At 69.0% G+C, this 15,065-nt stretch carries 15 protein-coding genes; 8 read left to right on the top strand and 7 right to left on the bottom strand.

Features of this window, described 5'->3' with window-relative positions; all coding sequences use genetic code 11:
* The first annotated feature begins 75 nt into the window (after nt 1-75).
* The 5 genes from rimM (at nt 76) to BLR05_RS05840 (ending at nt 3,837) form a co-directional block, all read left to right on the top strand.
* Entirely contained in the window at nt 76-651 is a 576-nt protein-coding gene (gene rimM, locus BLR05_RS05860) for a ribosome maturation factor RimM (RefSeq protein WP_092832872.1), read from the top strand.
* A gap of 7 nt (nt 652-658) precedes the next feature.
* Nucleotides 659-1,426 carry a tRNA (guanosine(37)-N1)-methyltransferase TrmD gene (gene trmD, locus BLR05_RS05855; protein ID WP_092832871.1) on the top strand — a complete coding sequence of 256 codons (768 nt, stop codon included), beginning with the start codon at nt 659-661 and terminating at the stop codon, nt 1,424-1,426.
* A gap of 146 nt (nt 1,427-1,572) precedes the next feature.
* Nucleotides 1,573-1,959: a 50S ribosomal protein L19 gene (gene rplS / locus BLR05_RS05850; protein WP_013595663.1), complete on the top strand. Its 387-nt coding sequence runs from the start codon at nt 1,573-1,575 to the stop codon at nt 1,957-1,959.
* A 97-nt stretch (nt 1,960-2,056) separates the two neighbouring features.
* Nucleotides 2,057-2,776 carry a CoA pyrophosphatase gene (locus BLR05_RS05845; RefSeq protein WP_092832870.1) on the top strand — a complete coding sequence of 240 codons (720 nt, stop codon included), beginning with the start codon at nt 2,057-2,059 and terminating at the stop codon, nt 2,774-2,776.
* A gap of 68 nt (nt 2,777-2,844) precedes the next feature.
* Complete coding sequence (locus BLR05_RS05840; RefSeq protein WP_092832937.1) at nt 2,845-3,837, top strand: CobD/CbiB family protein; 993 nt, start codon at nt 2,845-2,847, stop codon at nt 3,835-3,837.
* A 35-nt stretch (nt 3,838-3,872) separates the two neighbouring features.
* Here the strand turns inward: BLR05_RS05840 and rsgA are convergent, their stop codons facing one another.
* From rsgA to BLR05_RS05825, 3 genes are read right to left on the bottom strand one after another with little or no spacing between them, the layout of a single operon-like run.
* A complete protein-coding gene (rsgA, locus tag BLR05_RS05835; protein ID WP_092832869.1) occupies nt 3,873-4,850 on the bottom strand; it encodes a ribosome small subunit-dependent GTPase A in 978 nt (325 codons plus the stop codon).
* An 18-nt stretch (nt 4,851-4,868) separates the two neighbouring features.
* Nucleotides 4,869-5,216 carry a 4a-hydroxytetrahydrobiopterin dehydratase gene (locus tag BLR05_RS05830; protein ID WP_092832868.1) on the bottom strand — a complete coding sequence of 116 codons (348 nt, stop codon included), beginning with the start codon at nt 5,214-5,216 and terminating at the stop codon, nt 4,869-4,871.
* Nucleotides 5,213-6,541 (bottom strand): M48 family metallopeptidase, encoded by a 1,329-nt coding sequence (locus BLR05_RS05825; RefSeq protein WP_092832867.1) that lies wholly within the window; start codon nt 6,539-6,541, stop codon nt 5,213-5,215. Before BLR05_RS05825 ends, BLR05_RS05830 begins: the two co-directional genes overlap by 4 nt.
* 75 nt (nt 6,542-6,616) lie before the next feature.
* On the opposite strand from BLR05_RS05825, the gene orn reads away from it, so the two are divergent.
* The 3 genes from orn to BLR05_RS05810 all read left to right on the top strand — a co-directional run bounded on the left by orn (nt 6,617) and on the right by BLR05_RS05810 (nt 11,027).
* Nucleotides 6,617-7,198 carry an oligoribonuclease gene (gene orn, locus BLR05_RS05820; RefSeq protein WP_092832866.1) on the top strand — a complete coding sequence of 194 codons (582 nt, stop codon included), beginning with the start codon at nt 6,617-6,619 and terminating at the stop codon, nt 7,196-7,198.
* Nucleotides 7,199-7,553: 355 nt separating this feature from the next.
* On the top strand, nt 7,554-9,401 hold the full coding sequence (locus BLR05_RS05815; RefSeq protein WP_092832865.1) for a DEAD/DEAH box helicase: 1,848 nt from the start codon (nt 7,554-7,556) through the stop codon (nt 9,399-9,401).
* 162 nt (nt 9,402-9,563) lie between these two features.
* Nucleotides 9,564-11,027, top strand: a complete 1,464-nt coding sequence (locus BLR05_RS05810) for a sensor domain-containing diguanylate cyclase (protein WP_092832864.1) — start codon at nt 9,564-9,566, stop codon at nt 11,025-11,027.
* A 55-nt stretch (nt 11,028-11,082) separates the two neighbouring features.
* Here BLR05_RS05810 and BLR05_RS05805 read toward each other — a convergent pair whose 3' ends face one another.
* From BLR05_RS05805 to rpoN, 4 genes are all read right to left on the bottom strand, one after another.
* Complete coding sequence (locus BLR05_RS05805; RefSeq protein WP_092832863.1) at nt 11,083-12,315, bottom strand: multidrug effflux MFS transporter; 1,233 nt, start codon at nt 12,313-12,315, stop codon at nt 11,083-11,085.
* A 138-nt stretch (nt 12,316-12,453) separates the two neighbouring features.
* Entirely contained in the window at nt 12,454-12,957 is a 504-nt protein-coding gene (locus BLR05_RS05800) for a copper chaperone PCu(A)C (RefSeq protein WP_092832862.1), read from the bottom strand.
* A gap of 87 nt (nt 12,958-13,044) precedes the next feature.
* A complete protein-coding gene (locus tag BLR05_RS05795) occupies nt 13,045-13,431 on the bottom strand; it encodes a hypothetical protein (RefSeq protein WP_092832861.1) in 387 nt (128 codons plus the stop codon).
* A gap of 65 nt (nt 13,432-13,496) precedes the next feature.
* Complete coding sequence (rpoN, locus tag BLR05_RS05790) at nt 13,497-14,903, bottom strand: RNA polymerase factor sigma-54 (RefSeq protein WP_092832860.1); 1,407 nt, start codon at nt 14,901-14,903, stop codon at nt 13,497-13,499.
* Nucleotides 14,904-15,065 lie beyond the last annotated feature (162 nt).

Below are 15,065 nucleotides of genomic sequence, written 5' to 3'. Positions count from 1 at the left end.
CTTCCCGGAACGAGGCGGGCTCCGTTGCCACGGCAGACGGAGCCCGCTTTTTTTCTTTTCATCCCTCTTTTCGCCATGCCCGCCCTTCCCATCCTCGATCCCGCCGACCTGCCCGCCGATGCGGTGGAAGTGGGGCGCATCGCGGACGCCTGGGGCGTCAAGGGATGGTTCAAGGTGCTGCCCTACAGCGCCGACCCCGAAGCGCTTTTCTCCTCCAAGCGCTGGTACCTGCAGCCCAGCGAGAAAGGCGCCAAGAGCTTTTTCACGGGGACCGTGCTGCTGTCCATCCGCCAGGCGCGCGAGCATTCCGACTCCGTCGTCGCGCAGGCCCAGGGCGTGGATGACCGCGATGCTGCCGAGGCCCTGCGCGGCGCCCGCATCTTCGTGCCCCGCTCGAGCTTCCCCACGGCGGCCGAGGACGAGTACTACTGGGTCGATCTCATCGGCCTGGAGGTGGTCAACCGCGAGGGCGTGGCGCTCGGCACGGTGCGCGAGCTGCTCGAGACGGGTCCGCAGACGACCCTGGTGCTGTCGTTCCCGCAGGACGGCGGCAAGGAGGGGGAGCGCATGATTCCCTTCGTCTCCGCCTTCGTCGACAAGGTGGACATCGCCGGGCGCCGCATCGTGGTGGACTGGCAACCGGATTACTGAGCCCGCCGTGCGTTTCGACGTCATCACGCTGTTCCCGGAGCTGTTCGCGCCGTTTCTCGCCAGCGGCGTGACACGGCGGGCTTATGCCACCGGGCTCGTGGACGTGCGTTTCTGGAACCCGCGCGACTACGCGGAGGGCAACTACCGCCGCGTGGACGACCGCCCCTTCGGTGGAGGGCCGGGCATGGTCATGATGGCCGAGCCGCTCGAGCGCTGCCTGCAGGCCATCCGCGCGGACCGCGGCGAGGCGCCCGATGCCGTGGCGCCGCTGGTGATGTTCTCGCCGGTCGGGCGCAGGCTGGACCACGAAGGCGTGGCGGGCTGGGCTGCCGGCAACGGTGCCGTGCTGCTGTGCGGCCGCTACGAGGGCGTGGACCAGCGGTTCGTCGACGCCCATGTGGACGTGCAGTTGAGCCTCGGAGACTTCGTCCTCTCCGGCGGCGAGATCCCAGCCATGGCGCTGCTCGACGCGGTGGCCCGGCTGCAGCCCGGCGTGCTGAACGACGCCGGCAGCCACCAGGAGGACAGCTTCAATGCAGCGCTGGACGGCCTGCTGGACTGCCCGCACTACACCCGCCCGGAATCGTGGCAGGGGCTGGCGGTGCCCGCTGCGCTGCTGTCGGGCCACCATGCGCAGATCGAGCGCTGGCGGCGGGACCAGCGGCTCGGCGTGACGGCGCGACACCGGCCGGACCTCATCGAGTCCGCGCGCGCGGCAGGACGCCTCGACCGCGCGGACGAGGCCGTCTTGGCGAAACTGAACGGCTTGCTATAATGGTGGGCTTTTCGATCCTCTGCCCGGCCGCTGGCGGATGTTCCCGCCCTGCAACTGCAGGGCTTTAAGGGGCAGCCCTTCAGCACCATGCGTCAATCCCGACGCCTGCCAATCCTGGCGCGGCCATGATCGCAAGGAAACCAACAATGAATCTGATCCAGACCCTCGAGCAGGAAGAAATCGCCCGCTTGAACAAGACCATCCCCGAATTCGCGCCTGGCGACACCGTCATCGTGAGCGTGAACGTGGTGGAAGGCACCCGCAAGCGCGTGCAGGCCTACGAAGGCGTGGTGATCGCCAAGCGCAACCGTGGCCTCAACAGCGGCTTCACCGTGCGCAAGATCTCCAGCGGCGAAGGCGTGGAGCGTACGTTCCAGACCTACAGCCCGCTGATCGCCAGCATCGAAGTGAAGCGCCGCGGCGACGTCCGCCGTGCCAAGCTGTACTACCTGCGCGACCGTTCCGGCAAGTCGGCCCGCATCAAGGAAAAGCTGCCTTCGCGCGTCAACAAGGCTGCTGCTCCCGCCGCTTGAGGCCGGGCTGCCGCTCTGGCATCCGAAGCCGCTACAGGGTCCTGTAGCGGCTTTTTTCATGGCCGCCGCGCGGTGTCTCTCCGTGGAACCCAGACGCATGTCCTCTTCCCTTTCCTCCGCGGCCGCCTCCGGGCCGTTGACGGCCCTGCCAGGATTCGATCCCCGGACGGTTCCGGTGCTGGGGACGGACGGTCACCTGCCTGCGGTGCCGGCCGGCGCGTGGACGCCCGAGGCGCTGCGCCGGCGCTTTGCCGCGCCGCCGTCCTGGACGCCCGACGTGCTGCGCGAGCGGGCCATGACGGCCCGTGCGCCGCGCGATGCGGCCGTGCTGCTGGCGATCATGCTGCGCGAGGAGCCGACCGTGCTGCTGACGGAGCGTACCGCGCACCTGTCCAACCATTCGGGGCAGGTGGCCTTCCCGGGCGGGCGCGTGGATCCGGGCGATGCGGACGCCGCCGCCGCCGCGCTGCGCGAGGCGCGCGAAGAAGTGGGTCTCGACAGCGGCAGGGCGGAGGTGCTGGGCACCTTGCCCGTCTATGCCACCGGCACGGCCTTCCTCGTCACGCCCGTGGTCGCGCTGGTCCGTCCGGAAGGCAGCTTCGAGCCGAATCCTTATGAGGTGGCCGATATCTTCGAGGTGCCGCTGGCCTTCCTGATGGACCCGTCGAACCACCGGCGCCATGCCTTCGACATCGGCGGTGCCCGGCGCGAGTGGTTCTCCATGCCCTACACCGATCCGGCGACGGGCAAGACCCACTTCATCTGGGGTGCGACGGCGGGCATGCTGCGCAATTTCTACCGCTTCCTGCTGGCCTGAGCGGGCGACGCGCCGGGGAGGGGTGGCCTCAGTGTTTCCTGCGGTTACGGCCCAGTATGATTGCCGGCATGAGCTTCTTTGCCATCCTGATGGCGTTGCTGATCGAGCAGGCCCGCCCGCTGGCTCGCAGCAACCCGATCCATGCCGGCGTGCGCGCGTGGGCGCTCTCCGTGAGCCGCAATTTCGATGCGGGCAAGCCGCACCATGGCTGGGTGGCATGGACCCTCGCGGTGTGCGTGCCGTCGCTGGCCGTGCTGGGGGTGCACTGGCTGCTGATGGTGGCCATCGGATGGCCGGCCGCCGTGGTGTGGAGCATTGCCGTGCTCTATCTCACGCTGGGTTTCCGGCAGTTCAGCCACCATTTCACGAACATCCGGGATGCGCTGGAAGAGCGCGATGAGGATGCTGCCCGGGCCCGCCTGGCTGCCTGGCAGCAGGTGGACGTGGGCCTGCTGCCGCGCAGCGAGATCGTGCGCCACGTGATCGAGTATTCGGTGATTGCGGCGCACCGCCACGTCTTCGGGGTGCTGGCCTGGTTCTCCATCCTGGCGGCGCTGGGCCTCGGTCCCGCGGGCGCGGTGTTCTACCGGCTGGCGGAATTCGTGTCCCGCTACTGGAAGACGGGCGGCCGCGGGGCGAGCCTCGTGCATCCCGGCAGCGAGCCGCTGCAGCGCGCAGCCGCCCAGGCCTGGACGGTGGTGGACTGGCTGCCTGCACGCCTCACGGCCCTCAGTTTCGCCGTGGTGGGCAGCTTCGAGGAGGCCATCGACGGCTGGCGCTTCCATGCGCAGCATTTTCCCAACGACAACGACGGCGTGATCCTGGCGGCCACTGCCGGCGCCATCAACGTGCGCCTCGGCGGCGAAGTCCTGCAGGCGCGCCAGGACGCGCTGGGCGAGGGCGTCCTGGCGCCCGAGCCCGGCCCGGCCGGCGGCGACAGCACGCCGGGCCGGGAGCCGGAGGTGGCCCACCTGCGCGGCGTGGTGGGCCTGGTGTGGCGCTCGGTCGTGGTGTGGATGCTGCTGCTCGCCCTGCTCACCCTGGCCCGCCTGCTCGGCTGAGGCCACGGCGCTCCTCCGGGGCGCCGGCCCTCCGCTCACCAGTGGCGGTGCGTGCTCAGTTCCTCGTGGAGCTGCCGGTAGATCTGGTAGCGGTTCGCGCCGATGCGGCCCGAACCCGGAACCGGCGAGGCATCGGGCTCGTCCACGTGCGCCATGACGGCGCAACCGGGTTCGTGCAGATGGGTGCAGTTGTAGAAGCGGCACTCGCCCGCGTGCTGGCCGATGTCCGGCATGAGCCGGGGCAGGTCGGCCGCGCCGATATGGTGCAGCCCGAATTCCTGGAAGCCCGGGGAGTCGATGAGGGCGGTGGTGCGTTCCTGCGGGTCCACCCAGTACCACGTGGTGGTGGTGGTGGTGTGCCTGCCCGAATTGAGCGCCTGCGAGATCTCTCCCGTGACGGCCGATGCATGGGGCACGAGCAGGTTGATGAGCGTGCTCTTGCCCGATCCGGAGGGGCCCAGCACCAGCGTGGTCTTGCCCTGCAGTTGCTCGCGCAGCGCGGCATGGTCCACCTCCGCCGAGTGGGTGAGCGACAGCGGCAGCACCTGGTAATGGTGCCGCCCGGCGCCGTCGCCGCACATGTGCCGGTAGGGCCAGAGCCGCGCCCAGGCCCGTTCGAAGGGCTCCACCAGGTCGCTCTTGTTGAGGGCGATGACCGGGGCGATGCGTTCGGCCTCTGCCGCGATCAGGGCCCGCGCGAGCTGGCTTTCGGAGAACACCGGCTCGGCGGCGATGAGGATCAGGACCTGGTCCAGGTTGGCGGCGAACGATTTGGTGCGGATCTCGTCCTGCCGGTAAAACAGGTTGCGGCGCTCCAGCACTTTCTCGATGGTGCCTTCGTCGCCCTGGCCGGGCGGAGGCGCCTGCCAGAGCACGCGGTCGCCGACGACCGCCTGGCTCTTCTTGCCGCGCGGATGGCAGATGCGCCGCGACCCGTCGGGGCTTTCGACCAGGCAGTGGCGGCCGTGGCTGGCGACGACCAGGCCTTCGAGGGGGGCCGAGCGCTCAGTCATGGATTGCCGGTCGGGCCGTCATTCGGAGGCCGCCAGCAGCGCGTCGAAGCGCGCGGCGCATTCGAGGTCGGTGGTGGAGATGCCCTTGACGTCGTGGGTGTTCAGGCGGACCACGCAGCGGTCGTAGTGCACCGACAGGTCGGGGTGGTGGTCCTGTGCATTCGCGATGAAGGCGACGGCGTTCACGAACGAAATGGTTTCGTAGTAGTTCGCGAAGCGGTAGGTCTTCTCGATCGCGACGGCGGCGCCGTCGCCACTCAGGGCCCAGCCCTGCAGGTCCGCCAGGCGCGTGACGATCTCGGTGGGGCTGAGCGCACGGCGTGCGTGGGCGGACCAGTCTTTCTTGGTGAGCATGGAAGAGGTCATGTCGATGGCTGGGGAAGGGGCATGCGCGCCAGCCGTTCGCTGGCCGGCGGATGGGAGTAGTAGAACCGCGCGTACACCGGGTCCGGGGTGAGCGTGGAGGCGTTGTCCTCGTAGAGCTTGAGCAGCGCCGAGGCCAGCGCGCTGCCTTCGGCCTGCGCCATGGCATAGGCATCGGCCTCGAATTCGTCGCGGCGCGAGAGCTGGGCGAAAACCGGCGAGACGAAGAAGGTCAGCACGGGTGTGGCCAGCAGGAACAGCAGCAGCGCCAGCGCATCGTTGGAGGCCGAGCCCGCGGGCTGGCCGGGAAGCAGGACGGCGGGCTGCACGCCCAGGCCTTCGTAGAACCAGGTCTGCCCCGAAAGCCAGCCCAGCAGGGCGAAACCGAGCAGCGCCATCGCGAACACGCCCGCCATGCGCCTGGCGATGTGGCGGTGCTTGAAGTGGCCGAGTTCGTGGGCGAGCACGGCCTCGACCTCGCCCGGCTGCAGCTGGCGCAGCAGGGTGTCGTAGAACACCACCCGCTTGGCGGCCCCGAAGCCCGTGAAATATGCGTTGGCGTGGGCGCTGCGGCGGCTGCCGTCCATCACGAACAGGCCCTTGGCCGCGAAGCCGCAGCGCTGCATGAGCGCCGTGACGCGGGCCTTGAGAGATTCGTCCGCCAGGGGCTGGAAGCGGTTGTAGAGCGGCGCGATGAAGAGCGGGTACACCACCATGAGCACCAGGCTGAACGCCGTCCAGGCGGCCCATGCCCAGAGCCACCAGAGCGCGCCCGCCGCGCCCATGAGCCAGAGAATCAGGGCGGCCAGCGGAAGCCCGATCGCGGCACCCATCAGCGTGGACCGCGCCAGGTCCTTGAGCCAGAGGCGCGGCGTGGTCTTGTTGAAGCCGAAACGCTCTTCGAGCACGAAGGTCTGGTAGGCCGCGAGGGGCAGGTCGATGAGCCCGCTCGCCAGCGCGAACGCCGCCAGCAAGGCGATCTGCTGCGCCATGCCGCCGCCCGGCAGGGACCGCAGCGCCTGGTTGAGAGCGTCCAGCCCGCCCAGCAGCGTCCAGCCCAGCAGCACGGCGGCGCCCAGCGCCGTCTCCAGCAGGCCCAGGCGCGCCTTGGCGATGGTGTAGTCCGCCGCCTTCTGGTGGGCCGCGAGGGGGATGCGTCCGGCGAATGGCTCCGGGACGGCGCCGCGGTGGCGCGCGACGTGCCGGATCTGCCGGGACGCCAGCCAGAAGCGCACCAGCAGGCCGGCGGCCAGCAGCAGGGCGAAGGCTGCGGTCAGCAGGCCGGCGGGTGTGGTGAAGTAGGGGGCGGTATCGGGAGCGGAGGGCATGTACCGGGAGTTTAGGGCTTCGCGGGGCGGCATCGGGGCGGCAGGGACGCTCCGCATTGGGAGACAATCCGTGCCATGTCCGATATCGCACCCGTCTCCGCCCCTCCCGTCCTTCCCAAATCCGACCTGAATTTCGTCTGGCTCGACTGCGAGATGACGGGGCTCGATCCCGAGAAGGACCGCCTGCTGGAGATCGCGGTCGTGGTGACCGGCCCGGAGCTGAAGCCGCGGGTCGAGGGGCCGGTGTTCGCCATCCACCAGTCCGACGCCCTGCTCAACGGCATGGATGCCTGGAACAAGGGCACGCACGGACGCAGCGGTCTCATCGAGAAGGTGCGGGCCTCCACGGTCACGGAAGCCGAAGCCGAGCAGGCCATCCTGGAGTTTCTCGTGCGCTATGTGCGCAAGGGCGTGGCACCCCTGTGCGGCAACAGCATCGGCCAGGACCGGCGTTTCCTCGTGCGCTACATGCCGAAGCTGGAGGCGTTCTTCCACTACCGCAATGTGGACGTGAGTACCCTCAAGGAGCTGTCCCGTCGCTGGAAGCCCGAGGTGTACGCCAGCTTCAAGAAGGCGCAGAAGCACACTGCGCTGGCCGATGTGCATGAATCCATCGAGGAACTGGCGCATTACCGCAAGCACCTGCTGGTGCCCTGAAGGGGCGTCGGCCGGTGGCCGGTACATGGCGGGGCTTTGACCCTCATCCATGCGCAGGCATTCGGGGTTTGCGGGAAAACCCGAACCGTGCGACAATGGCAAGCTTGCGCGGAAACACCGGACCAGATGATGGCCGGCCTTTATCGATTCGCGCAACTTTGCGCATCTCCCTTTCACACCGGGCCGCGGACGGCAGCGAATCTCTCCAGAAACGCTGCATGATCTTCCGCACCAATGCTCACCAGCCCCGCCACCACGGGTGCAGGTTCCGTTGAATGGTTGATGTTTTTTAACCATTAACGGAGCCCGCGCAGGCCTCTTTGCCTGCGTTCGTCTTCGTGTGAGAAACATAGACATGACCGACACTTTGCAAGTGCAAGGCGCTTTCGCGCCTGCAGATACCTCTTTCGTGGCCGAAACGGAAGCCACCGCTACGCCTGTGGCCCTGGCTGCAGACACCACCGCCGTGGCTCCCGAAGCCGTCGCAGCTGACACCGTGGCAGTGCCCAACGGTTTCGTCGAGCTGGGCCTGGCCCCCGAACTCGTGCAGGCCGTCGCCGACCTGGGCTACACCCAGCCCACCGGCGTGCAGGAGCGTGCCATTCCCCTGGCCATGGGTGCCGGCGCCGACGCGGGCAAGTTCATCGACCTGATGGTTTCCAGCCAGACCGGCAGCGGCAAGACGGCGGCGTTCCTGCTGCCCGTGCTGCATACGCTGATCGGCCAGCAGGCCGCTGCGCAGGCGGCTGCCCGTGCGGAATACGAAGCTGCTGCGGCCGAAGCCCTCGCCCGCGGCGAGACCGCTCCGAAGCGCGCCAAGCGCAAGGACCCGACCAACCCGCGCCACTTCAAGGCAGCGACCCCCGGCGCGCTCATCCTGTGCCCCACCCGCGAACTCGCCCAGCAGGTGGCCCACGACGCGATCGAGCTCGTGCGCCATTGCCGCGGCCTGCGCGTGGCCAACGTGGTGGGTGGCATCCCCTACCAGCTGCAGATCGCCAAGCTGCAGAACGCCGACCTCGTGGTGGCGACGCCCGGCCGCCTGCTGGACCTGCAGCGCTCGATGCAGATCAAGCTCGACCAGGTGCAGTTCCTGGTGGTGGACGAGGCCGACCGCATGCTCGACCTCGGCTTCTCCGACGATCTCGCGGAAATCAACGAGCTGACCAGCCAGCGCAAGCAGACCATGATGTTCAGCGCGACCTTCGCGCCCCGCATCCAGCAACTGGCGATGCGCGTCATGCACGACGGCGGCACCTCGGTGAAGAAGGTGCAGATCGATTCCCCGCAGGAAAAGCACGCCAACATCAAGCAGACGCTTTTCTGGGCCGACAACGCCCAGCACAAGCGCAAGCTGCTGGACCACTGGCTGCGTGACACCACCATCAACCAGGCCATCGTGTTCGCCAGCACCCAGGTGGAATGTGACGGCCTCGCCAACGACCTGCAGCAGGAAGGCTTCTCGGCCGTGGCGCTGCACGGCGCACTGAGCCAGGGCCTGCGCAACCGCCGCCTGATGGCGCTGCGCAACGGCCAGGTGCAGATCCTGGTTGCCACCGACGTGGCGGCCCGCGGCATCGACGTGCCCACGATCACCCACGTCTTCAACTTCGGCCTGCCGATGAAGGCCGAGGATTACACGCACCGCATCGGCCGCACGGGCCGTGCCGGCCGCGACGGTTTGGCCGTTACGTTCGCCGAGTTCCGCGACCGCCGCAAGATCTTCGACATCGAAGGCTACAGCCGACAGCAGTTCAAGACCGACGTGATCGCCGGTCTGGAGCCGCAGCAGCGCGCGCCGCAAGCCCGTCCGGAATTCGGCGGCCGCGGCCGCGAAGGCAGTGGCGGTTTCCGTGATCGCCGTCCGAACGGTGGCGGCGGCCGCGGTGGTTTCGGCGATCGCCATGGCCGTGGCCGCGACGACGCCCGGGGCTTCGCTCCGCGCGATGACCAGCGCGGTTTCGCACCCCGTGAAGACCAGCGCGGCTTCGGTTCGCGCCGCGACGGCGATGGCTATGGCCGCAAGCAGGGCTTCGGCGAGCCGGCACGTGGCGGCTTCGGTGGCGGCCGCGGCGAGGGCGGAAGCCGTGGTGGTGATTTCGCACCCCGCAAGCCGGCCTTCGCCAAGCCCGGAGCGGGTGGCGGCAAGCCGTCGTTTGCACCGCACGATGCGCGCAAGCGTCCGGCCCGTCCGGCGCGTTGATCACTGCGTGAACAAGAAGGCCAGCCCTGGAGGCTGGCTTTTTTTCGTCCATGCCGCGGCACGGGGCTGCCGGCGTGTGGACGCGGCAGATAATCCATCCCCCCAGGGCCGGGCCGCACCGGCATGGATGCCCCCCGCCCGTATGCACGGAGTATTCCGGAAATGAGCTTTTCTCCTTCGTCGGACAATGATTTCGAACACATGTTCGACCTGGCCCCGGTTTCGCTGTGGCTGGAGGATTTCAGCGCATTGAAGTCGCTGCTCGACGGATGGCGCAGCGAAGGCGTGGTGGATGCCGAGGCCCATGTGCGTGCGGACCGTGCGCGCATGCAGCAGTACGGCGTGTGCCTGAAGGTGCTGAAGGTGAACCGGCGCACCCTGGAACTGTTCGCGGCACCCGACCAGGCCACGCTGCTGGCTTCGCTGGACCGGGTTTTCCGGGGAGACATGTTCGAACAGGCGATCTCCGAGCTGCGGCAGCTGTGGGCCGGCTCGCTGGAGTTCTCCAACCAGACGGTCAACTATGCGCTCGACGGCCGCCGTCTCGACGTGCATATCCGCGGCCGCATCCTGCCGGGCCATGAGGACCGCTGGGACCGCGTGCTGATCTCGCTGGAAGACAACACCGAGCAGATCCGTGCCGGCTCGGCGCTGCTGGGCAGCGAGCAGTATGCGCGCGGCCTGTTCGAGCATTCGCCGGTGTCTTTGTGGGTCGAGGATTTCAGCTCCGTCAAGCGCCTGCTCGACGACGTGCGTGCACAGGGGATCCGCGATTTCAAGACCTTCCTGAAGGTGCATCCGGAGTTCGTCACGCGCTGCATGCAGGAGATCCGCGTCATCGACGTGAACCAGCAGACGCTGGAGATGTTCGGGGCCGACAGCAAGGAGCAGTTGCTCCAGCAGATCGGCAAGGTGTTCCGCGGCGAGATGGCCGAGTCGTTCGCCGAGCAACTGCTCGACCTGTGGGAGGGGCGGCTGGTGCAGCAGCGCGAGGTCGTGAACTACAGCCTCTCCGGCGAGCCGGTGTACATCCACATGCAGTTCGCGGTGCTGGACGAGCGCAGGCACGACTGGTCCATGGTGCTGCTGTCCCTGGTGGACATCACGGCCCGCAAGAAGGCGGAGGCCTATCTGGAGTACCTGGGCAAGCACGATGTGCTCACCCAGCTGCGCAACCGCGCCTTCTACATGGAGGAGCTGAACCGGCTCGTCCGCAAGGGCCCCTGGCCGGTGGCCGTGGTGGTACTGGACCTGAACGGGCTGAAGACCATCAACGACGAGTACGGCCACGCGGCGGGCGATGCGTTGCTGCGCCGGGTGGGCGAGGTGCTCCTCAAGGCGGTGGATTCCCCGGACTGCGCCGCGCGCATCGGCGGCGACGAATTCGCCCTGCTGCTGCCGGCCTGCGACGAGCGCGGCGCGCAGGCCGTCACCGACCGGATCGCATCGCTGCTGGAGCTCAACAACCAGTTCTATCCGGGCAACCCGCTCAGCCTGGCCATCGGGACGGCCATCGCGGTGTCGGGCGACCAGGTCGAGGCGGCCGTGCACCGCGCCGACCAGGCCATGTACGCGGAGAAGCTGCGCTACTACCAGCAGGCCGGGCTGGAACGCCGCCGCGGCTGAAGCGGGTGCCTCCGGCCGCGGCACGCTGTGCGCGGCGCGGCGGGTCGCGCGTTCTTCACGCGGCGGTGGCCACGCGGCCGATGTCCGGCCAGCGGTGGTGCAGATAGACCCAGGCCACCAGGCCCACGCACATCATCCCCAGCGACGCGCAGGCCAGCAGCAGGGTGGAGTGCATCACCAGCGGGGCCACCACGCCCGCCACCAGGCCATTGGCGGTGGAGCCGACGAAGGCCTGCAGCGACGAGGCCATGCCGCGGCGCTCGGGGTACAGGTCCAGCACGAGCAGAGTGACGACGGGCACCATCAGCGCCCACCCGAAGGCGAAGACCGCAATAGGGAACAGCGCCCAAGAGACGTGCGCCGTGAACAGCGCGTTGGCCACCAGGTTCAGCAGCGACATGACGAACATGATGAGGAAGCCGTGCCGTATCTGGCGCTTGGGCGGGATGCGTCCGGCCAGGCGGCCGCTGAGCCAGGCGCCGCCCATGATGCCCGAGATGGTCAGTATGAAGAACCAGAAGAAGTGCGTGGGCGTCAGGTGCAGGTGCTCGCCAAGGAACGCGGGGGCCGCGAGCACGTAGAGGAACATGCCGTTGAACGGTACTCCGCTGGCGAGCGCCAGCAGCAGGAAGCGCGGGCTGGAGCCCAGTTGCCAGTAGCCCTGGAGCAGGTGGCGGGCGTTGAAGGGCTGGCGGTAGTCCGCATGCAGTGTCTCTGGCAGCAGGCGGTAGTTGGCGATCCAGAGCAGCAGCCCCACGCCGGTGAGGAACCAGAACACGCTGTGCCAGCCTGCGTGGACGAACAGCCATCCGCCGACGATGGGGGCGATGGCCGGTGCCACGCCGAAATAGATGGTGACCTGGCTCATCACCTGCTGGGCCTGGGCGGGCGGGAACATGTCGCGGATCACCGCCCGCGAGACCACGATGCCCGCGCCGGCCGACAGGCCCTGCATCGCGCGGAACAGCACCAGCTGGCCGATGCTTTGGGACAGGGCGCAGCCCGCGGAGGCCAGCGTGAACACGGCGATGCCCCAGAGCACCACCGGCCTGCGCCCGAAGCTGTCGGAGAGTGCGCCGTGGAACAGCGTCATGAATGCGAAGCCGAACAGGTAGGCCGACAGCGTCTGCTGCATCTGCACCGGCGTGGCGCCCAGTGCCGCCGCGATGCCCGAGAACGCCGGTATATAGGTGTCGATCGAGAACGGCCCCAGCATGCCCAGCACGGCCAGCAGGACGGCGAGGGCCCAGCGCGGGGCGCGCCAGAGATGGTGGGCGTCTGGATTCATGGTGGAAGCAGTGCGGGGGCTGGGGGCGGGGAAGAGGTGGACCGGCCCACGCGGTGCGGGCCGCAGGCAGGTGGGCGCGCGGCTTCCATTATCGGGGCGGCGCTGCAGGCCGGGTGGCCGGCCTGCGTCCCACGGGCGTCAGTGCTGGTGCGCGCCGTGGCCCCCATGGGCCGGGGCGTCCTGCGCAGGGGCGCTGTTCCCGGTCGCGCCCAGGGCGCGCACGGAAGCCTGCACGTCCACCGTCTGGCGCTGTCCGTCCGCGCCTTCCAGCACGAGTTGCAGGGGCACGGTGTCGCCCGCTTTCACCGGTTTGGGCAGGTCCATGAGCATGACGTGGTAGCCGCCGGGCTTGAGTTCCACGGCCTGGCCGGCAGGAAGGTCGAGCTTGTCCACGGCCCGCATTTTCATGACGTTGTCCTGCAGCCGCATTTCGTGGATTTCCGCCACGGGGGCCGCGGGCGATTTCACGCCGACGAGCTGCATCGGCCTGGCGGCGGTGATCTTCATGAAGGCGCCGGTCGCCTTTTGCTGGGGCACGGTCGCGCGGACCCAGGCGTCCTGGACGGTGGCGGTCTGGCCGTGGGCCGCCAGGCTGGCCAGGGCGGCGATGGCGATCAGGGAAGAGGAAAGGATGTGTTTCATGGGTGATGTCCGTTCGGAGGGGCCGCAGCGCGGCGCCCGGAGGAGAAGGCCTATAAGCCTATAAGTAAGGCAGGAAGCTGGAGCGCTTCAGGCTCCGGAGGGAGCGCACCGCGGCGGGCCCCTGGCCGGGAGATGTCCGGCGGCAGGGCATGCGGGATGCGGGTTCTGGCGGCCGGAGGGGCGCGCCGCAGGCAGGGGCGCGGGCTGCAGGGCACCGGCCGGACCTGCGGGCGGTGCCAGTCCCGTGGGCAGGCATGCGGGGCAATCCAGCGCATGGGCATGCGGCAGCGGTGCCGGTTCGCCGCGCTCCGCCGCAGGCATCGCCGCCCACACGGCGGTACCGTCCGCCGAGCAGATGCGGTCCAGGGGCTCGGCGGAGAGCACCAGCGGGGACGCACCCGACGCGGCGATCGCCCACAGGAAGCAGGCGAGCACGAATCGGCGAACGGCGAGGGCGCTGCGGAGGAACGGCATGGTGCGCCGGTGATTATCGGCCGTCCCCCGCGGCCCCGCGCCTGTGTGGCCCTGGGGGCACCGCCTCAGGGAAGCGCGGCGGCACGCTGCTCGGCAGGCGGAATGCGCAGTTGCTGCCGGTACTTGGTCACCGTGCGGCGCGCGATGCGGATGCCCTGGCGCTCGAGCTGCCGCGCGATGTCCACGTCGGAGAGCGGACGCTGCCCGTCGTCCGCCGCCAGGATTTCCTGCACGAGCCCGCGGATGGCCGTGGGCGAGCTGTCCCGCCCCGTGGGCGTGGCCATGGCGCGGGAGAAGAAATACTTCAGCTCGAACAGGCCGAACGGTGTCTGCAGGTACTTGTTGTTCGTCACGCGCGATACGGTGGACACGTGCACGCCCACGTCTTCGGCGATGTCCTTGAGCGCCAGCGGCCGCATGCCGATGGGGCCGTATTCAAGGAAGTGGGGCTGCCGCCGCAGGATCGCCCTGGCAACGTCGAGCACGGTGGAAAAGCGCTGCTGCACGTGGCGTACGGTCCAGCGGGCCTCGGCCAGCTGCTCCGCCAGGTCGCGGTGCGCGGTGCGCGTGCCCGCATCGTCCGCGACGGACGGGGCCCCGTCGGCCGCGCTGGCCGGCGTCTGCAGGAGCTGCTGGTACTGGCGGTTGACGCGCACGCGCGGCATGACGGCCTCATTCAGCGAGACGGTCCACTGGCCGCGGGCCTTGTGCGCGATGACGTCGGGCACGATGTACTGCACCGGCTGGTGCCCATGGCGCCATCCCGGGTGGGGGTCGAGGTGCCGCAGCCGCTCGAGCGCTTCCCGCACGGCATGCGCGGGCACGTCCAGTCGCGTCGCCAGCTGCCGCATGGCCTGCGGCCCGGACCCTTCCGCCGCCCTGGCCAGCACCGCGTCGCACAGCGCACGCTGCAGCGGGCAGACAACCGCGGGCAGCTGCAGGCTCAGGCATTCCTGCAGATTGCGCGCGCCCACGCCCGCGGGCTCCAGGGACTGCACGGTGCGCAGTGCGGCGTCCAGTTCTTCGGGCGTCGCCTCCGGGTCCACGCCGTAGTCGCCGCAGAGGGACTCCAGTGGGGGGGCGAGGTAGCCGTCGTCGGACAGCTCCTCGACGACCAGGCTCGCCAGGAGGAAGGCGCGGTCGGGCAACCGCAGGAGGCGCAGCTGCGCGTGCAGGTGTTCGTGCAGCGTGGCGGTCGCCGGTTCGCGTTCCAGCATGGACAGGCCATCGCCGCTGCCGCCCTGGGCCGACCGGGATCCCGGGGCCGCGGTCCAGGCGGGTCCGTCCTCCGGGCCCGGGGCAGCAGGCGCAGCCGGTTCGTCTTCCTCGAGAAAAGGATTCTCGTCCACGGCGGCCATCACGCTCTGGATGAATTCCGCGGTCGGCATCTGCAGCAACTGCACGGCCTTCTGCAGGCGGGGCGAAAGGTGCGGGGACTGCGTCTGTCGGGCTCGAAGAGCGAGTGTCGGCATCGGGCGAAAGGTTCCTTGGTCAGGCCAGCCACATGTGGCCTTCGGACTCTTCGTGCAAACACCATGCCGCCCTTGTCTGACAGTATACGTATAGATACCTTTGCAACAATTCGGCAGCCCGCAAAGCGAAGCCTGTAACGGTGGGAGTCGAGCGGGGAGTGC

It is taken from the genome of Paracidovorax cattleyae (assembly GCF_900104515.1).
GTDB lineage: Bacteria > Pseudomonadota > Gammaproteobacteria > Burkholderiales > Burkholderiaceae_C > Paracidovorax > Paracidovorax cattleyae.
This window is presented reverse-complemented; position numbering and strand designations above follow the sequence as displayed.